The organism is Paraburkholderia sp. BR13439 (assembly GCF_040948805.1).
GTDB classification, from domain to species: domain Bacteria; phylum Pseudomonadota; class Gammaproteobacteria; order Burkholderiales; family Burkholderiaceae; genus Paraburkholderia; species Paraburkholderia youngii.
On sequence record NZ_JBFPKN010000048.1, the window covers coordinates 1 to 19,592 of the forward strand.

Annotated in this window: 17 protein-coding genes and 4 pseudogenes; 18 read left to right on the forward strand and 3 right to left on the reverse strand. The window is 56.6% G+C overall.

Translation table 11 applies throughout. From position 1 onward, the window contains the following. Nucleotides 1–183: hypothetical protein (locus AB3X96_RS40325; protein WP_368594147.1), on the forward strand; the 183-nt coding region annotated here is incomplete at its 5' end. A gap of 457 nt (nt 184–640) precedes the next feature. Further along, nucleotides 641–845: pseudogene (locus AB3X96_RS40330) on the forward strand (DUF4158 domain-containing protein); the annotation flags it as partial. A gap of 77 nt (nt 846–922) precedes the next feature. Here AB3X96_RS40330 and AB3X96_RS40335 read toward each other — a convergent pair. Beyond that, a pseudogene (locus AB3X96_RS40335) lies at nt 923–1,285 on the reverse strand (NAD(P)/FAD-dependent oxidoreductase); the annotation flags it as partial. Between AB3X96_RS40335 and AB3X96_RS40340 the strand changes: the two are divergent. From AB3X96_RS40340 to AB3X96_RS40385, 10 genes and pseudogenes are all read left to right on the forward strand, one after another. Further along, a pseudogene (locus AB3X96_RS40340) lies at nt 1,274–1,839 on the forward strand (tyrosine-type recombinase/integrase); the annotation flags it as partial. The pseudogenes AB3X96_RS40335 and AB3X96_RS40340 sit on opposite strands and share 12 nt — an antisense overlap. 364 nt (nt 1,840–2,203) lie before the next feature. Beyond that, complete coding sequence (gene pruA, locus AB3X96_RS40345) at nt 2,204–3,730, forward strand: L-glutamate gamma-semialdehyde dehydrogenase (RefSeq protein ID WP_368594148.1); 1,527 nt, start codon at nt 2,204–2,206, stop codon at nt 3,728–3,730. Between the two features lie 287 nt (nt 3,731–4,017). Further along, nucleotides 4,018–5,133, forward strand: a complete 1,116-nt coding sequence (locus AB3X96_RS40350) for an aminotransferase class I/II-fold pyridoxal phosphate-dependent enzyme (RefSeq protein WP_368594149.1) — start codon at nt 4,018–4,020, stop codon at nt 5,131–5,133. Nucleotides 5,134–5,368: 235 nt separating this feature from the next. Further along, nucleotides 5,369–5,812 carry a GNAT family N-acetyltransferase gene (locus AB3X96_RS40355; RefSeq protein WP_176112052.1) on the forward strand — a complete coding sequence of 148 codons (444 nt, stop codon included), beginning with the start codon at nt 5,369–5,371 and terminating at the stop codon, nt 5,810–5,812. Between the two features lie 218 nt (nt 5,813–6,030). Then, nucleotides 6,031–6,695, forward strand: a pseudogene (locus tag AB3X96_RS40360) (transporter substrate-binding domain-containing protein). A 98-nt stretch (nt 6,696–6,793) separates the two neighbouring features. Then, nucleotides 6,794–7,483 (forward strand): ABC transporter permease, encoded by a 690-nt coding sequence (locus AB3X96_RS40365; protein WP_217710313.1) that lies wholly within the window; start codon nt 6,794–6,796, stop codon nt 7,481–7,483. After that, nucleotides 7,480–8,256, forward strand: a complete 777-nt coding sequence (locus tag AB3X96_RS40370) for an ABC transporter permease (RefSeq protein ID WP_368594150.1) — start codon at nt 7,480–7,482, stop codon at nt 8,254–8,256. The genes AB3X96_RS40365 and AB3X96_RS40370 overlap by 4 nt, the downstream gene beginning before the upstream one ends. Before the next feature lie 20 nt (nt 8,257–8,276). Beyond that, nucleotides 8,277–9,044, forward strand: coding sequence for an ABC transporter ATP-binding protein (locus AB3X96_RS40375; protein WP_368594151.1), 768 nt, complete (start codon nt 8,277–8,279; stop codon nt 9,042–9,044). 51 nt (nt 9,045–9,095) lie between these two features. After that, nucleotides 9,096–9,449, forward strand: coding sequence for a RidA family protein (locus tag AB3X96_RS40380; RefSeq protein WP_368594158.1), 354 nt, complete (start codon nt 9,096–9,098; stop codon nt 9,447–9,449). A gap of 103 nt (nt 9,450–9,552) precedes the next feature. Beyond that, on the forward strand, nt 9,553–10,563 hold the full coding sequence (locus AB3X96_RS40385) for a response regulator transcription factor (RefSeq protein WP_368594152.1): 1,011 nt from the start codon (nt 9,553–9,555) through the stop codon (nt 10,561–10,563). Here the strand turns inward: AB3X96_RS40385 and AB3X96_RS40390 are convergent. Both AB3X96_RS40390 and AB3X96_RS40395 read right to left on the reverse strand, forming a co-directional pair. Next, a complete protein-coding gene (locus AB3X96_RS40390; protein WP_368594159.1) occupies nt 10,447–11,736 on the reverse strand; it encodes an NAD(P)/FAD-dependent oxidoreductase in 1,290 nt (429 codons plus the stop codon). The genes AB3X96_RS40385 and AB3X96_RS40390 overlap by 117 nt on opposite strands. Nucleotides 11,737–11,753: 17 nt before the next feature. Further along, a complete protein-coding gene (locus AB3X96_RS40395) occupies nt 11,754–13,133 on the reverse strand; it encodes an MFS transporter (RefSeq protein ID WP_368594153.1) in 1,380 nt (459 codons plus the stop codon). A 466-nt stretch (nt 13,134–13,599) separates the two neighbouring features. Between AB3X96_RS40395 and AB3X96_RS40400 the strand changes: the two genes are divergently transcribed. The 6 genes from AB3X96_RS40400 (at nt 13,600) to AB3X96_RS40425 (ending at nt 19,397) form a co-directional block, all read left to right on the forward strand. Then, nucleotides 13,600–14,925, forward strand: a complete 1,326-nt coding sequence (locus AB3X96_RS40400; protein ID WP_368594154.1) for an LLM class flavin-dependent oxidoreductase — start codon at nt 13,600–13,602, stop codon at nt 14,923–14,925. A gap of 27 nt (nt 14,926–14,952) precedes the next feature. Next, nucleotides 14,953–15,453 (forward strand): flavin reductase family protein, encoded by a 501-nt coding sequence (locus AB3X96_RS40405; RefSeq protein ID WP_176112044.1) that lies wholly within the window; start codon nt 14,953–14,955, stop codon nt 15,451–15,453. 199 nt (nt 15,454–15,652) lie between these two features. Beyond that, nucleotides 15,653–16,570, forward strand: coding sequence for a LysR substrate-binding domain-containing protein (locus AB3X96_RS40410; RefSeq protein ID WP_368594155.1), 918 nt, complete (start codon nt 15,653–15,655; stop codon nt 16,568–16,570). A gap of 148 nt (nt 16,571–16,718) precedes the next feature. Next, nucleotides 16,719–17,321, forward strand: coding sequence for a nitroreductase family protein (locus AB3X96_RS40415; protein ID WP_368594156.1), 603 nt, complete (start codon nt 16,719–16,721; stop codon nt 17,319–17,321). Between the two features lie 187 nt (nt 17,322–17,508). Then, complete coding sequence (locus AB3X96_RS40420) at nt 17,509–17,877, forward strand: cupin domain-containing protein (protein ID WP_176112041.1); 369 nt, start codon at nt 17,509–17,511, stop codon at nt 17,875–17,877. 86 nt (nt 17,878–17,963) lie between these two features. Beyond that, nucleotides 17,964–19,397: an NAD-dependent succinate-semialdehyde dehydrogenase gene (locus tag AB3X96_RS40425; RefSeq protein WP_368594157.1), complete on the forward strand. Its 1,434-nt coding sequence runs from the start codon at nt 17,964–17,966 to the stop codon at nt 19,395–19,397. Nucleotides 19,398–19,592 lie beyond the last annotated feature (195 nt).

Consider the following 19,592-nt stretch of genomic DNA (forward strand, 5'->3'; position numbering starts at 1 on the left):
GGCACGCAAGGCTTTGTGGAACGCTTGAAACGCTCGCAGATTCAGGCCGCGAATCTCGGCAAACAGTGGTCGTCACGCTTCAAAAAGCCAGGCGACCAACCTGCCAGCAGACTCTCATGGCTGATACGACGCAAGTGGCAAACGGCCAACTCTCTGAAAACGAGTTGTGCAGACCTTCCCTAGCACAATTATGCGGCGCGAGGCGCAGATTGGAGGCCTCGGCCATCGCCGCAATCTTTCTCGTTTCCATCAGGCCGCCGGTGGTACCGATATCGCCGCCGTCTTCTACGGTCACCAATTTAGAAAATCGACCGTCCGAAATGCACAGCGATCGTCGCTAGGGCGTGAGCAGGTCAACGGACTAGAAATCACAAACACTGTCTGTCGATTTCGCGTCTATCGCCAAGAACCGGCGCGCGGGCGCTGGCGGCCCCTGATGATGGCGCAGTGCGGCCACGGCGCGCTTTATCGTGACTGTGAGTCAAGTGCATAAGAGTCACATCAACATCGCAGTTCACGTCGATCCGGAGCCTTCTGCGCACGGTTATCGAATTGCTGGCCGATGAAGGGGTATCAGCGGTAACGTCTGATTTTTCTTGTGCTAATCTGAGCGGCCCTCTGCTGATCCGGACGATCCGCAATGGCTACCCTCGAACGCTCCGCGTACCCGCGCTTCCCCCGAGGTCCTGGCACCCCGGGAACTGCAAACCTGCTACACGCCACTGCCCGACGAGCTCGATTGGGCACGTCGGTCGACGCGCGGCGAGCGACCTCGACTGGGCCTGCTGGTGCTGCTGAAGGTCTTCCAGCAACTGCACTTTTTCCCTCCGCTCGATACCATTCCTGCCGGCCGCCGTTGCGCCACGGCTGCGGCGTGAATGACGCCAGCGGACGAATCGCGAGGTGAGCGGACCTCATCGCATCAAGAAACTGCACCGAGGCCATATTTTCCCGTCAAAAGCTCGCCGGTGGCGAAACGTTCGACTGAGTACGGCTTGAGCGAAACGTCGGTGGGCTGGCCAAGGGCTGCTTGCGCTAGGATTTTGCCGACTGTCGGCGACAGTTTGAATCCGTGGCCCGAGAAGCCGTAGCCGACCACCACCAGCCCGCTGATGCCGGGCAGTGTACCGAGCACCGGGTTCCAGTCTGGTGTCACGTCGTACACGCCGGTCCACGACGACGCAATGCCTGCCGTCTCGTACGCCGGGAAACGCTTCGCGACCTGCGCTCCGACATCGATAACATAGTCCATCGGAATGTCGCCCTGTTCGGTGTCCGCTGTATTCTGCTGGACTTCGGCTATGCGACGGGCCCGCGCGCTAGCGAGCTGGTTGGCGCGACGCTCGCAGACATCCGCCGGGACGAGCACGGCGATCACTGGTTGCACGTGGCCGGCAAGGGGGCAAGCGCGGCAAGGTGGCGTTGCCGCCGCTTGCACGAACGGCACTTGACCAGTATCTCGTGCAGCGCGGCCTGCCGGTCACGCCCGCGCGCTGGAACCCGGCGACGCCGCTTGTGGCTAGCCTCGAGGGGGACGCCGCCGGCATCGAAAGCACGCGGCTCTCGCGCGTGCTGAGGCGGTTCTTCGTGCTGGTAGCCGATGCCATCCAGGAAGAGCGGCCCGGGACGGCCGAGAAGCTGCGCCGGGCGAGCCCGCACTGGGTGCGGCACACACACGCCTCGCACGCGCTGGCGCGGGGCGCCGAGCTGCTCATGGTGCGCGACAATCTGCGCCATTCGTCGATCTCGACGACCTCGACCTATCTGCACAGCGATGAAGTGCAGCGCGCCCGACAGTTCGATCAGGCGTTTGCCGCACGGGACTTCAAGCAGGAGGTTGTTTATACGGACTTCTACATAAGCCAATCAGTTTTCATAACACCGGCGCTTATGATAGGAACCCCTTGCAGGAAAACGAACGTCCATTCGCATCAAAAGTCGGACTGGAGATGCGACGCTTTCTGCTCACTGCAGCTGAATCGCAAACCTGTACTGTCCGGTGCTGTCGTTGAAGCGACGTCGGCAACGTGCTCCTCCCTTGGAAGGATGGTTGGAGACGCTGGTATTGGATACGTTTTCAATTCCTTCGAACTTCTAGAGAATTGGAGACGAGCCTTATGGCATGTGCGCATGTACAGAATGAACCTATCCTCACATATGCTCCGGGTTCACCGGAGCGCGCCGCGCTCGAAAGTGAACTCGTGTGTCAGGCCGCAGAGGTCGTCAATATTCCGGTTATCGTCAATGGCGAGCGAATTGGGGGGGAGAACGGCTGCCGGTAACGTGTCCCCATGATCATCATCACCTGATCGCAAACGTGCAGCAGGCGTCGACAGAAAACGTGCAGGCGGCCATACAGTCGCATCGTGAGAATCAACTGGAGTGGTCCAACTGGCCGCTGGAGGAGCGTGCAGCGGTGTTCCTGCGGGCCGCCGATCTGCTTTCGGGGCCGTGGCGTCACAAAATGAACGCCGCGACAATGCTGGGGCAGAGCAAGACCGTATATCAGGCCGAGATCGACTCGGCGTGTGAACTGATCGATTTCCTGCGGTGGAATGTCCAGTTCGCGCGAGAGTTGCAGGAGTTGCAGCCAATCTCCGCTGCGGGTGCGCGAAATGCACTTGAGTATCGGCCGCTCGAAGGCTTCGTTTACGCGGTTACCCCCTTCAACTTCACGGCCATCGGCGGCAACCTGGCCTGTGCGCCCGCGCTGATGGGCAACTCTGTGCTATGGAAGCCGGCAGCCACCTCGGCGCTCAGCAACTACTATGTTCTGCAACTACTCGAGGCGGCGGGACTCCCGCCTGGGGTCATCAATTTTGTCCCAGGAGACGCAAAGACGGTTTCGTCTGTCGCGCTTAGCTCACTTTCATTTGCGGGCCTCCATTTCACTGGCTCGACTGCGGTGTTCGACAACCTCTGGCGTGCCGTCTCGGAGCAGCTTCCGAAATATCGAAGCTATCCCCGGCTGGTTGGTGAGACGGGCGGGAAGGACTTCGTTCTTGCTCATGCGTCGGCGGATGCGGACGCCCTGAGCACCGCCTTGCTCCGAGGCGCATTCGAATACCAGGGGCAAAAGTGCAGCGCGGCGTCGCGCGCATACGTCCCGGCATCGCTCTGGCCGCGGGTCAAAGCGCGACTCCTCGACGATCTTTCGACTTTGAAGATGGGGGACGTGCGGGATCTCTCGAACTTCTTGGGAGCGGTTATCGATCAGCGTGCCTACGAGCGAATCAATGGCTATATCGACACCGCGCGGCGTTCCGGTGAGGCGTCGATCATCGCCGGCGGGCAGTGTGACGCCCGTAAAGGCTACTTTGTGTCGCCCACGGTCATTGAGGTCAGCGATCCTCGATTTGTCATGATGCAGGAGGAGATCTTCGGGCCGGTCCTGTCTGTGTATGTGTACCACGATGAAGAGTGGCCTGAAATTCTCAAGCTCGTCGACGAAACCAGCCCGTACGGGCTCACCGGCGCGGTGTTTGCGACCGACAGGGCAGTGATCAATGAAGCGAGCACAGGTCTTAGATTTGCCGCGGGCAACTTCTACGTGAACGACAAACCGACGGGCGCGGTCGTTGGACAGCAGCCTTTTGGCGGCGCCCGCCGCAGCGGTACTAACGACAAGGCTGGCTCGATTCTCAACCTCTTGCGTTGGGTGTCGCCTCGCACAGTCAAAGAGACCTACGTGCCGGCAACGGACTATCGGTATCCACACATGAGGGGCTAACACGTTCGTGTTCCGCCGGTCTCATCGCTGGAGACCAGGCGAAGAGTTTCGCTTATACGGCGTACCGCTGAAGCTGCATTGGGATTTACGTCCGTTGAATTCGTGTGCCATAGATGCAGGCCACGCAACGGTCCTTTGTCTAGCCAGTTCGATCCTGTACTAAGGTCGTGGCTCCTCCTCTGGGGGGATGGAGCTAAGAATTCTGTCCGGTAAAGATTATTCGAACGCCATGCAGTTGGCTCGAAGAGCGGGCATCGGTCTGATTCACAAACTAACGGGAAGATTTTATGAAATACGTGCGCATGATCCTCGAAGAGGAGTCGCCGGAAGAACTGGGTTACGAGAAGATCAAATACAACCTGTCGGAGAGCTCGATCTCGGACCGGAGGTTCCGCGATTTCAACGTCGATAACCTTGATGATCTCGTTCTGCTGTACGGCGAGCATCGCGGCGACAAGCAGCTTCGAGAGCTTATCGCGAAACAAAGCGGCGCCCAATCTGTCACGTCTGATGACGTCCTGATCTGCAACGGCGCTGCGGGTGCCCTGTTCATCATCGCCACGTCCCTGCTGGACAAGGATTCGCACCTCGTCGTCGTACGCCCGAACTACGCGACAAATATCGAGACGCCGCGCGCGATCGGTTGCGAAACGACGTACATCGACCTGAAGTTCGAGGAAGGCTTCAAGGTGGACCTCGAAGGAATCGAACGTGCAGTACGCCCGAACACGGCGTACATCAGCGTGACGTGCCCGCACAATCCGACTGGCACCATGATGACGTGGGACGAAATCGTTGGCCTCAAGGCGATCGCCGACAAGCACGACTGCCTTGTGCTTGTCGATGAGACATATCGTGACCTCACCTACGGTACGCCGTACCCAGCCGCAGCAACCATCAGTGATCGTTTCATTTCGGTCTCGTCCCTGTCGAAGGCGTACGGTACCCCCGGCATTCGTCTTGGCTGGCTAACGATGCGCAGCCCGGCGCTTTACCGGCTGTTTCTCGCGGCCAAAGAACAAATCGGCATTTGCGGGTCGGTGGTTGACGAAGCGATCGGGCTTGCAGTTCTCAAGGAGCGCGACAACTGGCTGGCCGAGAGCAGCAAGAGGAACCTCCGTCATTTGGGAATCACCCGCGACTGGGTCAACTCGGATCCCTACGTAGAGTGGGTGGAGCCCCAAGGCGGGGTCGTTTGCTTCCCGCGCTTGAAAGTGCCACCGACGTTCAACACAGACGAGTTCTATCGATCGGTGTTGCAGAACCACCATACGTACGTCGGTGCCGGAAACTGGTTCGAAATGTCAAAGCTGCACATGCGCATCGGGTTTGCATGGCCGACGGAGGATGAACTCCGAAAGGGTCTGGCGGGTATCTCCGCCGCCGTACGCGAGCAACTGTAATTCGATCGCAGCTCGTTCCGTGTGCAGATGAGCGGTGTGAAAACCATACGTGAGGTGCCTTCCTGCGCCGAAGCTATGGCAAGTCCGGAACTTTGCTGAGAAGCCATGCCATTTGCTCTTCGGCGGCATTGGTTTCTCTGCTCAATTCGCGGGAACAGATGATGAACCTGAGCGCGTCGCTGCAGGACAGCAGTAACAAACGGACTAAAAACCTCGTTAGCACGAAGGCAAGGGCATGCAAAAGGTAACTGTACGGGCAGCCGTTAGTACGGACTATGAGCGATGGCTGCCACTCTGGGAGTCCTATCTACACTTTTATCAGACGGACGTTCCGACGCGAGTCACGGAGGCGACGTGGGATCGGATCACGACGCAGGGTGGAGATCATCAGTGCGCCGTCAGCGAGGACGGGGCAGGCCGGATGACAGGGTTTGTTATCTATCTCTTCCATCGTTCAAGCTGGGCCGCGACGTGGAATTGCCTGATTGAGGACCTCTTTGTTTCTGAGGCCGCACGAGGGCTAGGGGTAGCACGTCAGCTTCTTGATAAGGCCTTCCAGGAGGCGGATGTCCGGGAGTGTTATCGCACGTACTGGCAGACGGAAGAAGCGAACAAGAGGGCGCAGAGTTTGTATGAGACTGTAGCTACTCGTGCTTCTGTAGTTCAGTACCGAAGATAAAAAGAAAGCGAGCAATCGGGAGAACCGGTGGCTTTGAACGCAGTTTGTAGGCGAATCTTGGTTTCAATTCCATATTAAAGCGAGCAAGGAGACGAGCGATGAAAAGGTCCACAGTGATGCTGGCACTTGTTGCATCCGTATTTATGGCGACGACCCACGCACAAGGGTCGGACGTGATTCGTATGGGAGTCGAGGGCGCATTCCCCCCGTTTAACGAAATGGGTACAGACGGACAGCCTCATGGTTTCGACGTCGATATCGGTAATGCACTTTGTGTCCAGCTCAAAACTAAGTGTGAGTGGGTTGTCCAGAATTGGGATGGCATGATTCCGGCGCTCATGAGCAACAAGTTCGACGCGATCATGTCCTCGATGACCGACACAGCGGAGCGCCGAGAAAGATTTCGTTCACCGAGAAGTACTACAGCGTTGCTTCTCGCATGGTCGCCCGTTCTGGCTCTTCATTTGATCCCACCCGACCGGAGACGCTGAAGGGCAAGAAAGTCGGAATGCAGCGCTCGAGTCCTCATGAATCGTTTGCGAAGGCGGTCCTCGCACCAGCGGGCGCAAAGGTCGTTACCTATCCATCAGATGAAGATGCCTTGACAGATCTCGCTTCCGGTCGCCTCGACGCCGTAATGGGGGATAGCACGATGCTCGCTACCGGCTTCCTCAACCAGCCGCAGGGTACTGGCTTTGCCTTCACCGGAAAGCCGGTCACAAACTCACAGTACTTCGGCGCCGGCATCGCGATCGGCGTACGCAAGGACGATTCTCAGCTCCGCGATCGCCTGAACAGTGCCATCAACGCAATCCGCGCGAGCGGAGAATATTATCGCATAGCCAAGCGCTACTTTAATTTCGATATCTATTCAGGCATCTGACGCACCGAGTCCTTGACTCCCGTGTGGAAGTTGGAGAGAGAGGGAGAGTTGCCGCATTCTGCGGCGACTGCCTTCCTTAATGTTTGTGGAGATGTCTAATGCTTTATGGATACGCTCGCGCGATTGGTGTTGGTGCCATGACAACGATCAACGTCGCATTGGCTTCGTTGCTTGTTGCAGTTGTTCTGGGGCTCGTGGCAGCCATGTGTAAGTCCGCGTCAAATCGCGTCCTCAATACCATCGCGTCGCTATACACGTCGCTCGCCCGAAGTGCGCCCGACTTTGTGTGGTTGTTGTTCTTGTATTACGGTGGCCAAGCCGCACTCAACTATGCAGTGAACAAAATATCTCCAGGACGTTCGATCGAGATCGACTCCTATATGGCGAGCGTGATAATTCTCGGGGCGGTCTACGGTGGGTATGTCGCCGAGACGTTCCGAGGCGCGATACTGTCAGCTCCGGCTGGCCAACTCGAAGCCGGTTACGCATTTGGGTTGCGCAAGCGAACCGTGCTTTTTCGCATCCTCTACCCGCAGATGATGCGATTCGCCATCCCCGGTCTGAGCAACAATTGGCTCGCGCTTGTAAAGGCCTCCGCAATCACTTCTATGGTGAGTTTGAACGAGTTGGTTTTCCTCTCGACTGCGGCCGGACGCGCCACACACCACATCTTCCTGTTCTTCTGTGTCGCCGGTGCGGTCTACCTCGCCCTTACGACTGTCTCGCTCTGGATTCTGCGACGACTCAACATGAAATTCTCGCTCGGAATTCGAGAGGTGAATCTGTGAACTTCAATATTGTTCTGGATAATCTCCGGCTGTTTTTGTGGACTGACGGCGAAATCACCACCGGTTTGTGGTTGACCGTGCAGCTTCTTTTGATTTCTCTGGCGTTCGCGCTTGTGCTGGCAGTGCCGCTCGCGGTGATGCGCATATCGAAATCGCGTTGGCTGTCAACGCCCGTTTGGTTATTTACATACATCTTTCGAGGAAGTCCACTGCTCGTCCAGATGTATGTCATCTACTACGGGCTTGCTGAAGTCGAATTCATCCGTGAGAGTTGGCTTTGGACCTACCTCCAGGAGGCGTACGTCTGCGCGTGGCTCGCATTCGGACTGAACACTGCAGCATACACTTGTGAAATTTTCGCTGGCGCGCTCAAGGCTACGCCGCCCGGGGAGGTGGAGGCGGCTGTGGCGATCGGGATGAGCAAGTGGGCTCGCCTTCGATCTGTAATTTATCAGAGTGCGCTCCGTCGCGCGATGCAGGCGTATTGCAACGAGGTTGTTTTCACCCTGCACGGAACAGCGTTGGCCTCGGGCATCACGCTGCTCGACCTGGGTGGCGTTGCACGCGCAATCAGCATGCAGTATGCGGCACCGTTCGAGCCCTACCTGTTTGCGCTCGTGCTCTATAGCTTGTGCACATTTGCGATCCTGAGAATCTTCCGCACTTTGGAGAAACGATACATGGCTCACGTCCGGCCACGCGCCTCGCAGCGCGTTGCGGTCAAGTCTGCAAGCTCGTCCGCGGCCGAATTACAGGATGCGCGACAGTATTAATCAGAACACGAGTAACGATCATGAATGCACTTTCGGTTGAAAACGTACATAAGCGATACGGCGCACACGAGGTCCTCAAAGGCGTTTCGCTAAAGGCCAAGAAGGGCGATGTCATCAGCGTCATCGGCTCGAGCGGATCAGGGAAAAGTACATTCCTGCGCTGCATCAACATGCTTGAGCGGCCAAATGCCGGCGTGATCCGGCTGAACGGCGAGGAACTGCAGACGAAAGAAACACGCGACAGCATCATGCCGGTCAACCACGGCCAGCTAGAAAAGATGCGTACGCGGCTTGGGATGGTCTTTCAGCACTTCAATCTTTGGTCACATCTGACAGTAATCGAGAACCTGATGCTGGCACCGATCAGGGTGCAGAAGCGTTCGCGCAAGGAGGCCCATGAACGTGCACTCGACGTCCTCCTGAAGGTCAAGCTGGATCCGGACAAGGTTGCTGATATGTACCCGTCACACATGTCCGGTGGGCAGCAACAGCGCGTAGCGATCGCCAGGGCACTTGCCGTCGACCTCGAAGTACTGTTGTTTGACGAGCCCACATCTGCACTCGATCCCGAACTGGTTGGCGAAGTGCTCTCGGTCATGAAGGAACTCGCCAAGGAGGGGCGAACGATGGTGGTAGTGACACACGAGATGGCGTTCGCGAAGGAAGTCTCGAGCGAAGTGATGTTCCTTGATCAGGGTCTTGTGGAAGAGCGTGGCCGGCCAACTGATATTTTCGGAAGTCCAAAAAGTGAGAGGCTAGTAAAGTTCCTCACCGGGCCATTGAAGTAGTCCGAGGTCCACCAAGTGGACTGCTAGAGTCATTCAGACATTGAGGTTATCATCATGGTTGTAAAGCGTCTCCATCCCGGTCCGAGGATGTCTGCTGTCAGCGTTCGTCAGGGGGGGCGGCTCGCCGGGCAAGTCGCAGATGAACCCAATCTGGATGTCACAGCGCAGACCCCAAGGATCCTGGAGACCATCGACGCCCTGCTTGAAGAGGCGGGTAGCAACAAGCATCAAATTCTTTTTGCGCAGATATTTCTCGCGGACATTGCGGATTTTTCCGCAATGAACATCGCGTGGGATGCATGGGTTAGTCGGAGCGATCCTCGTCCACGTGCTACGGTCGAGGGAAAATCGGCCGTTCCCGGTTATACGGTCGAGGTGGTCATCACCGCGGCAGTCCTGGATTAAAGTTGGCCGAGAGCGCTGGCGCGGGTTGTCGAGGAGGTGTCCGTCGTCGGGCGGACACGATTTGGGGCTCGCGTCATGTCTCGAAGGAACTTGAGGGCGGTTTATGTCGGTCAACCTTTCCGAGCCAGGACCCGAATTTTTATGGATCGGCGAGGCAATCGATTTTGTCGGTAGCGAGAGATCATATGCCGCGGCATTCCGGCTGCTGAATCTGAATCTGGCGTTCGAGATGGTTTCGATTGTCGCGTATCGTGGAAAGACGCGTCCTGTGCTGCTATTCGATACATTCGGCGATACACCCTATCGGGAGGGCCTGACCAACTTTGTCGAATTGTCATACGTGCTGAGTCCATGCTATCAGGCATATCTGGACGGCATAGAGCCAGGTGCGTACCGGATGAAGGATCTGGTGCCTAAGGAATATCCAATTTCCCAGTCGTTCAAGAGTATCCCCGCGGCGTGGTCTGAAAAAGAGGAAATGCGTTACATCACCCATGGGTGGCCCGAGCGGAGAGAGGAGCTATTGCTTCTCGTCGAGCTCCCAGACAGGGCCATGGCCGAGGTGAGCTTTCTCCGACCCAGTTCGCTATCGGGTTTTGGCGCGCAGGAGATTTCCATTCTCGAAGTGATGGCGCCGTTCGTCTCTGCTGTTGTTCGGGCGAACTGGGCATGTTTCGTCCGTGATGCCGCACTCCCTCACGACAACGCTATCAATGTGGCATTTGAATCGTTCGGGAAGGACTTATTGTCTCCGCGTGAAGTAGAGGTGATTCGGCTGATTCTTCAGGGACACTCGTCGGTATCTATCAGCCTGAGACTGAATATCGCGATAACGACGGTGAAAAGCCATCGCAAGAAATGCTTACGCGAAGCTGCATATTGCGACTCAATCGGAGCTGATGGCATTGTACGTGCGCTGGTTGGAAAACGCGTCAAACGGATGAGTCCAGTGAGTCGCTTTGGGTTCTTCCTGCTTCGCTGCAGCATGTGGACTCCCTTAAGAGCAAAAGCGGTTCAGGGCGAAGTCTTCGATCCCTACCTGAGTGCGATCGCCTGTTACCAGATCGGCGAGCACAGCGCCCGCGGCCGGTCCAATGCCGAAGCCATGGCCTGAAAAGCCGGAACCCAGATAGAAGCCCGGTATCCGCTCGACCCTAGAGATAACCGGCAGTGCATCGGGCGTGACGTCAATCATACCTGCCCACGTACGTGCAATCGTCGCATTGGCGAACGATGGAAAGGTCTGCTTCAGGCAATTCATTGCGTCGTTGAGCATGCCGTTGTTAGCCTCAGGATCGAGCACGCGGTACGATTCGAACGGCGTCGGGGCGTCAATATTGAAGCGGCGCGGAATCTTCAGTTCATCAAAAAAGGGGCGTCCGAAACGGAGTCGCAGATACTTGCGCTCTTTGAGCCAGGCACGCAGGAATTTCGTGCTCAGGCGAATGCTATCGGGCGTGAGATCGGCGACCGAGGCGCCGAGTTTCGACACTGTGTATCCGCCGTCGCAGCGCTTGCGGCATGTGAAGTCGCCCCCGTTGATCGCGACGTCCAGTTTAGCGTCGATAGGCGCGGTTTGCAGCACGGACGCATGAACCTTGAGTTGCGGAAAGTCAATTGCATGATTGCCGCAGAACAGCCGCGACCACGCACCGCCTGCCAAAACCACGTCGGCGCATTTCACGACGCCGTGCTCGGTCACGACAGCCGACACGCGACCCGCGGAAATATCAATGCCCCGCACCGCACAGTGTTCGAAGATCGATGCACCGTTCGCGCGAGCGAGTTCGGCGATGCCTCGTGTGGCCATTGTGGGTTCTGCGACACCGTCGATCGCGCTATAGAGCGCCCCGTCCCATGCGCGGCTCGACTGCGGGAGAAACCTGGCGAGTTCGGCTCTGCCAAGAAGCCTGACGCGGGCACCGCTGGCGCCGGACGCATCGATCCATTTTTGATGCAGAGCCATCTCCGACTCGTCTTTCGCAAGATATGCGAGTCCCGTCATCCGGTAGCCCACGTCGATTTGCGATTGGATTGACTGCCACAATTCGTTCGCGAGGAAAGACAGTTGCAGTTCCTTAATGTCGCGTCCGATGGAGCGCACCCAGCCCCAGTTGCGCGAAGACTGTTCGCAACCGATCGTGCCTTTTTCGAACACCGCGACGTCGACACCTTTGCGCGCCAGCGCGAGCGCGCAGCTGATACCAATGATTCCGCCGCCAATAATTGCGACGGAGACCTGCTTGGGCAATTCGGGTTTCAATGTGATTTCTTGAATGGGCAGCATATTAGCTTGGAGATTTGTCAGTTGACGCGCTTGCGGCTGGCGATCAGAGCCACGAGCGCGAGGGTCGAAATCACTATCAGGTAATAGGCCGGCGACATGATGCTGCCCGTCAATTTTACGAGAAGGTTGGTCACGACAGGCGTGAGTCCGCCGAACAGCGTCATCGCGATTACGTAGGCGAGCGACGAGCCGGTGGTACGGCAGGACGTGGGAAAGAGTTGTGATAGCAACGAGCTGACCGGCGCGTAGTAGAAGCTGTAGAACACGAGTGAAAGGGTGCACTGGAATGCGATCAATGTTGCGGTGCTCGGTGCACGCGTGAGCATGTAAAAGAGCGGCAGGATCAGCACCATGCCGCACAGTAGTGCGGCACGCATCACCTTGACGGTGCCGAGTCGGTCCGCTGCGATGCCACCGATTATCGGGAACACGACGGATACGAGGCCGCTCAGAATCGATGACAAAAAGGCTGCGTCCTTGCTGACTCCCAGATTATGAATTGCGAACGTCGGCATATAGATGTTCATAAAGCTCGCGAGGCCGCCAGCGCCGGAAATGACGGCGCCCATGAGCACGCTTGACATATGTGATTGCGCCGTTTCGCGCAGCGGCTTGTGTGGCACCACGTCGCTCGCTTGCTCGAACGCGGCCGTCTCGTTCACTTTCCTGCGGATGTAGAGGCCAATCGGTCCGATCAGACACCCGAAGGCGAACGGCAGACGCCAGCCCCAGGAATCGATCTGTTCCGGCGACAGATAGCGATTCACGCCGTAGGCGAAGAGCGAGGCCGCCAATACAGCGAGACCCGACGTCGACCATTGCAGGCTCCCAAAAAACCCTCTGCGCTTTACATCTTGTTCGGTCAAAAATGAATTGGCCGCTCCAAATTCGCCCCCTGCCGAAAAGCCTTGAAGCAGGCGTCCCGCGACTAGAATTACCGGCGCGAACACGCCGATCTTGTCGTATGTCGGCACGAGGGTGATGGACGCAGTGCCACACAACATCAGGAACGCCGTGAGGCTTAACGTGAAGCGCCGGCCGTGTTTGTCTGCGACGACACCCAGGATGATCGCACCGACCGGACGGATAAGGAATGAGCTAGCGAAGGTTAGGAGACTGAGCAACAGCGCCGATCGCTCGTCGCCGGTCGGAAAAAATAGCTTCGACACAGTAATAGCGAACATTGCGTACACGAGCAGGTCGAACCATTCGAAAAATGTGCCGAAGTTCGCGGCGATGACATCGCGCATCCTGCTGCTTATGGCTTTCGTGCAGGTAATGGGGTCAAGGGTGTTGGCTCTGTTCAGCATCTTATTTCCTTTGCAGTCGGTGCTGGCGACCAGCCCAACCAGTGTATCGCCGCGCGTCATTGCGACAGCAGCGGCAGAAAGAGACATCGCTTCTTGACATCCGCTGCCAGATCAACGGCTCCCAGCTGCGGGGTTATTCGTTGCGCCGCCGGGCCATGCACGGCGGAATGAGTAGGATGGTGTGCCGTCCACGTGAACGACACAATGCCGTCAAAAAAGGTCCGGTATTTGAAATTCGTATAGAGGGTTTCCCCGGATGCGGACAGACCCCACTCGGCACCTCATTGCCTCGCTCAAGCATTCCCCCGGCCGTCGATCTCCAATGTCGAGGTCGAGAAGCGCGGCAACGGACGCGGACGCAGCACACCGCAGCCAGTCCCGCCGCTGAACGCAGCTTTGCACCTCCGGCGCTCTAAAAAGTAAGGGAATACCCTTATCCATTTTTCAAATAGTCGGCCGCTTTTCGCGACATTGTTTATCGGACGGTGAAGCGAGAATATTCACCCATACCGCCATGTTTCGGGCGGAACAGTCCAAGAATGGGAGCGCTTGCATGACCAAAGACGGAAAAATGAGGCTCGGCCTCTCGATGAGATATCTCGGCTATCACGTGGCCGCCTGGAGGCATCCGGACGTGCCTGCGGACGGCGCGCTCAGTTTCGAGTACTTCCTGAGCACAGCCCGAAAGGCGGAAGCAGCGCATCTCGATATGGTTTTCTTTGCTGACGGTCTTGGGATCCGCGCCAATGACAATCCGAAAGGATCTCTTGCGCGTGACATGCGCAATGCTGAGTTGGAACCGCTCACACTCCTCGCCGCACTGGGCGCGACGACGTCAAATATCGGCCTGGTAGCAACCGCCTCGACCACGTACAACGAACCATTCCACATCGCTCGTAAATACGCTTCGATCGATCACATCAGCGGTGGCCGCGCCGGATGGAATGTCGTCACATCATGGTCAGACGAGGAAGCTCAAAACTTCAACAGGAACGAGAACCTTGCTTATGAAGAGCGGTACGAACGAGCCGACGAGTTCGTCGACGTCGTTAAATCCCTTTGGCGAAGCTGGGAGGATGACGCGTTCGTTCGAGACAAGGAAAGCGGACTTTTCTACCACGAAGACAAGTTGCACGTTCCTGACCACAAGGGCAAGCACTTCCAGGTGCGCGGTCCTCTGAATTCGGCGCGCACACCGCAGGGAGAGCCGATCATCGTGCAGGCCGGAGCTTCCGAGGCCGGACGTGAACTCGCTGCTAGATGCGCGGACGTGGTTTACAGTAACTCGCACGACCTGAAACATGCGCAAGATTACTACGGCGATCTTAAGGCGCGGCTTGCGAAGTATGGTCGCGAGCCGGAGGAGTTGCTAATAATGCCGGGCATTACACCGTTCGTAGGTAAGACCAGGCAAGAGGCGCAAGACAAGTTCGACGAGCTTCAGGAGCTTATCCACCCGCTGAGCGGTCTGGCCTCGCTCTATAACGCGCTGGGCGATCTGTCCGGGTATCCGCTTGATGGGCCGGTGCCAGACATCGGTGGTCAGAAACTCAGGAGCATCGCATCGAATCTGTTGGAGATGGCGCGTACCGAGAAACTCTCGATTCGACAACTCTACCAGCGCGTTGCATCAACTTTCTGGGTACGCCTCGCGATTGGAACGGCGAGCGACATCGTTGATGAGATGGAAGAGTGGTTCAAGAATGATGGCGCCGACGGCTTCAATTTTTGCCCGGCGATCCTTCCCGGCGGCATGGACGACATTAGTGATTTCCTCATCCCGGAACTGCGTCGCCGCGGGTTGTTCAGGGATCGATATGAAGGACGAACTCTGCGCGAGAACCTTGGCCTCAAACCCAGCACCTTCAAAGTTGCGTGATCCGTCATAGTCGAGGCAGGTGACCAAATGCAAACCATCGGTTCCAGAGGCAACTTCCAGCAGGCGATGTCGCTGTTCGCTGCCGGCGTTACGGTTATTACCGCAAAGCACGACGGACAGCCGTTCGGGCTCATCGCTACATCGGTATGCAGTCTATCCGACGACCCGCCGTCGGTCATCGTTTGCGTGAACAAGAGCGCTTCATCCCACGACGCGATCCTGAAAGCAGGGGGTTTCGCCGTAAATCTGCTCTCCACAGCGCACTGCGGGGTCGTTGACACATTTCGCAAAACCAAAGGGCAAGCCCGCTTCACAGCCAACAAATGGGCATCTCTCGTGACTGGTGCACCGGTCCTGGCTGATGCGACGGTTGCATTGGACTGCGAAATCAGTGATCAGCATGACGGATTTACCCACTCCATCATCGTTGGAGTAATCCGAGAGATTGCATTTAATGAAACCGCTGATGCGGGATGCCTTCTGTGGCACGAACGCGGCTTTGCACGGAGCGCGCCTCTGACTATTTGACCGCAGACGCCGGTGCTTTAAGTTGAACGGATTGTCGGCCAGTGTAATCGCTCATCGTGACCGAATCTTGATTGAGCAGCGCCAGCCGCGAACCACGGGAAATGGCCGACCGTCCGAGCACCACGGTCGGCACATCCTTGCGATGCTGGTCCGAAACATAGATGATGGCTGTTTAAAGCGGGCTATCAACTGCGAAACTATGAACATCCGGCAACTTGAAGCATTCCGCACGACTATGATGGTCGGCACTGTAAACGGTGCTGCGGACTTACTGGGGCTATCTCAGCCATCGGTGAGTCGCTTGATCACCGAGCTCGAAAAGGAGCTCGGCGTGACATTGTTCAACCGCGCTGCTGGCAGGCTGGTGCCGACGCCTGAAGGAAGGATGATCCACGAGCAAGTAGAGAACACATTCCGTGCGTACCAAAGGATCGGGGAACTTGCCGCTGATGTGAGGAAACTCCGCGTAGGCAGCATCTCGATCGCATGCATGCCGGCGCTAGGAATAACTTTTTTGCCCGCGGTCATAGCCCGTTTTTGTGAAGCTCATCCAGACGTTGATATCTCACTGGATGTTCAAAGCTCCACGAAGGTGGAGGACTGGATTGCGACGGAAGGAATCGATCTTGGTCTTGCAGAAGTGCCTTACGACCGCGAAGACCTTTCAGTAGACGAATTCTGTAATGTTCCCTACTACGCCGTTATGAAGAAGGGGGACCAGCTTGCGCAAAAGTCGATGCTTTCGCCGGAGGATTTCGAAGGGCGTACGTTTATCTCCACCACGGCGCACTATCAAGCCCGGCCGCATGTTGATCGCCTTTTCGAATCGCGAGACATACACCGTGTCATGCGAATCGATACCTCATTCTCGCACTCGACATGTGAGTTGGCCGCATTGGGAATGGGTGTCGGTTTTATCGATCCTTTCAGTGTTCACGGGTACCTTGATCGGGTCGATGTTCGTCTCGTAGACCCTTGCATTACCTTCAGGGTTGGACTGCTATACCCAAGATCTCGCCCGTTCTCGAAAGTAGGACGAACATTTGTTTCATTTATGAAGGAGTGTCGTGACCGATGGTTGGCTGAGGTGGCCGCAGCATGTAGGCCTCATGTATGACTCCGCAAAGACCTTCTAACCCTGCAGTGAAACCGGCGGTGTCGATTGATTTTACGAGTACGTAGGATTCGGGCGTGACTGCTGAGACGTCCTTCTCAAAGGTTGCATCCATTTTTTGATTTGAATAAACCGTTATCGAGCTTTGGTTATGGGTATAAAAACAATTCGCATCACTGATTTTCCAATCCATTCGCAGTTCGTCGAGTGCTGGTCACCTCGCGCCTTCACTTTGGATGCTATCGATGAGCATGCCCTTCTCACTATTCTCGAAGCCGGCCGTTGGGCTCCTTCCTCTTATAACTCTCAGCCATGGCGGTTTGTTTACGCCCGTCGTGAAACAGATCAATGGGTCTCGTTTCTTTCGTTTTTGAACGAATTCCACCGATCCTGGGCAGTCCGTGCCGCCGCGATCGTTGTGATTTTGTCAAAACAGACGTTTCGGCTCCCTGGGAGAGTTGAGGAATTTTCGTTACCTACGCATTCATTTGATGCCGGAGTTGCTTGGGCATTTCTTGCGTTACAAGCTAGCCTCCTAGGGTGGGGCGCCCATGCTCTTGCAGGGATCAACAGGGACCTCATCCGTAGCGACCTAAGCATTCCAGACGATTTTTCAATCGAAGTCTGTGTAGCACTGGGCCAATCTGGGGATGCTGCGCTACTTCCGCATTTTCTCCAGGCAAAGGAGGTGCCGAGTAACCGTCGACCACTGGTCGACATGGCGGGGGAAGGACGTTTTGTTGACGGAACATAACTGTTTTAGAAACGCCATTTTCCGTCATGCCTGCGCGCTCGTCGGGCCATGTGAGTTTGCATGCGGCGGCGTGCAGGCCTGCTGTCAGCTGCTAAGCACGAAGGTGCCAGCGAGGGGCGCACGCGCCAACTCATACGCGTTGCCTTATGACATGCCCAACGTAAGAGCGTTTTTACTAGGAGAAACTGTGGAACAGTTGAATTTTCAACGGATTTGTAAGATCGACCCGACCCAGCTGCAGGAGAATTTGACCTATCCGGCTGACGAAATGCTTATCACTGGTAAGCCGAAGAGAATCAGCCGTCCTTTGGTGGACTTTGAACCATCACGTCCGGGTGTCGGTTTCTGGGAGGCAGAGGTTGGCGCCTGGAAGTTCGTCTATCCATCAAACCGAAACGAGATCTTCCACGTCCTGGAGGGTACCTTCTCGCTCGAGAGCGAAACCACACCGCAGACTGAATTCTCTAAGGGCGACACGGGCGTTATCCCCGCCGGCTACTCAGGAACCTTGAGAGTCACCGAGGCAGTGCGAAAAATATACGTGCTTCTCACCTGAGAAGTGTCACCAACGACGTCGAAAGTTGACTCGCGAAGCGTCTTCGCAAAGTCCCGTTGAGCTGCACTATGATAGAAGGTAGTTAAATGACCTATTCAAATACCAAGCTTTTCATTAACGGAAGTTGGTGTGATGCACTTGATGGAGCGACCATCAATGTGATCAGCCCTTCGACCGGCGAAAGGATTGGCGTGGTCGCCTGCGCGGCAAAGGAGGACCTTGAACGTGCTGCATCCGCTTCAGAAGCGGGTTTCGCTGAATGGCGCAACGTCGCAGCGGTTGAAAGAGCGAGGATGATGAGAGGCGCGGCAATGCTCCTGCGGGAGCGCGTCGAGACCATTGCTTCCCTCCTAACGCAAGAGCAGGGAAAGCCGCTTGGTGAAGCGCGGGCGGAAGTCTTGTCGGCGTCAGAGATCATCGAATGGTTCGCAGATGAAGGCTTGCGCGTCTATGGACGCGTCGTTCCATCGCGAAGTCAGAATGTTCAACAACTGGTGCTGAAGGAACCGGTCGGACCGGTCGTAGCCTTTACGCCCTGGAACTTTCCGGTTAATCAGATCGTTCGGAAACTATCGGCCGCGCTTACCACGGGCTGCTCTTTCATTGTGAAAGCGCCCGAAGAGACGCCCGCCTCGCCGGCGTCGCTTATTCGGGCATTTGCGGACGCTGGCGTTCCTCGGGGCGTTTTAGGCCTGGTCTTCGGGAATCCTGCGGAAGTTTCTGAGTTTCTTGTTTCTCATCCAGCAGTTCGAAAGGTCACGTTCACAGGATCAACGGCTATCGGCAAGCAACTGGCCAGTCTGGCCGGCCGACATATGAAACGGACGACGATGGAGCTGGGCGGTCATGCGCCGGTGATCATCGCTGCAGACGCTGACGTCGAGGAAGCTGCGAAAGTTTTAGGTGCCGTAAAATTCAGAAACGCGGGACAGGTCTGCGTTTCGCCCACGCGATTCCTCGTCCATAACAGCTTGCGCGGATCGTTCGAGGCTGCGATGGTCGCCTATGCCGAACAGTTGCAAGTAGGTGACGGTCTCGAAAAAAGTACGTCGCTAGGGCCATTGGCAAATAAGCGTCGCTTGGCGGCCATAAAAGAGGTCGTGAGCAACGCACGTGAGTCTGGAGCCAAGTTGTTGACGGGTGGAAACCGGATCGGCGATCGAGGCAATTTTTTCGCGCCTACGGTGCTTTCCGATGTGCCATTAACCGCCGCAATCTTCAATGAGGAGCCTTTTGGCCCTGTCGCTGCGATACGAGGATTCGATGATCTCGACGAAGCAATATCAGAAGCGAACAGGCTTCCCTATGGACTTGCGGGATACGCATTCACGAATTGCGTGAAGAGCGTACATCAGCTTTCGCAACGTTTGAATGTCGGAATGCTATGGATTAATCAGGGCGCTACGCCGTGGCCTGAAATGCCGTTTGGCGGCGTCGGGGATTCCGGTTACGGTTCGGAAGGCGGTTGCGAGGCGTTGGAACCTTACTTGGTTACCAAAGCCGTCACGATCAAAAGCTGATCACCGCCGTAGAGGTCGTGAGCCCTTCGCAGAATGTAAGGCCCATAGGCCAAGGCAAACCATCAAACGGCGTTGTCACGTTAAGGTATACGAGACGCAAGAGCGCACAGGAGGTAGATTTGCTCAGAAATTGGACGGATCCTGGGTGAGCCCAGTGAAGCGATGCCAGCCGGCAAAGCGTGCGGCGAGCTGTTT

Coding starts and splice junctions, on each gene's coding strand:
- AB3X96_RS40350 (WP_368594149.1), top strand. CDS start 4,018: ATGAAATACGTGCGCATGATCCTCGAAGAGGAGTCGCCGGAAGAACTG.
- AB3X96_RS40355 (WP_176112052.1), top strand. CDS start 5,369: ATGCAAAAGGTAACTGTACGGGCAGCCGTTAGTACGGACTATGAGCGA.
- AB3X96_RS40365 (WP_217710313.1), top strand. CDS start 6,794: ATGCTTTATGGATACGCTCGCGCGATTGGTGTTGGTGCCATGACAACG.
- AB3X96_RS40375 (WP_368594151.1), top strand. CDS start 8,277: ATGAATGCACTTTCGGTTGAAAACGTACATAAGCGATACGGCGCACAC.
- AB3X96_RS40385 (WP_368594152.1), top strand. CDS start 9,553: ATGTCGGTCAACCTTTCCGAGCCAGGACCCGAATTTTTATGGATCGGC.
- AB3X96_RS40390 (WP_368594159.1), bottom strand. CDS start 11,736: ATGCTGCCCATTCAAGAAATCACATTGAAACCCGAATTGCCCAAGCAG.
- AB3X96_RS40395 (WP_368594153.1), bottom strand. CDS start 13,133: ATGTCTCTTTCTGCCGCTGCTGTCGCAATGACGCGCGGCGATACACTG.
- AB3X96_RS40400 (WP_368594154.1), top strand. CDS start 13,600: ATGACCAAAGACGGAAAAATGAGGCTCGGCCTCTCGATGAGATATCTC.
- AB3X96_RS40405 (WP_176112044.1), top strand. CDS start 14,953: ATGCAAACCATCGGTTCCAGAGGCAACTTCCAGCAGGCGATGTCGCTG.
- AB3X96_RS40410 (WP_368594155.1), top strand. CDS start 15,653: ATGAACATCCGGCAACTTGAAGCATTCCGCACGACTATGATGGTCGGC.
- AB3X96_RS40415 (WP_368594156.1), top strand. CDS start 16,719: ATGGGTATAAAAACAATTCGCATCACTGATTTTCCAATCCATTCGCAG.
- AB3X96_RS40425 (WP_368594157.1), top strand. CDS start 17,964: ATGACCTATTCAAATACCAAGCTTTTCATTAACGGAAGTTGGTGTGAT.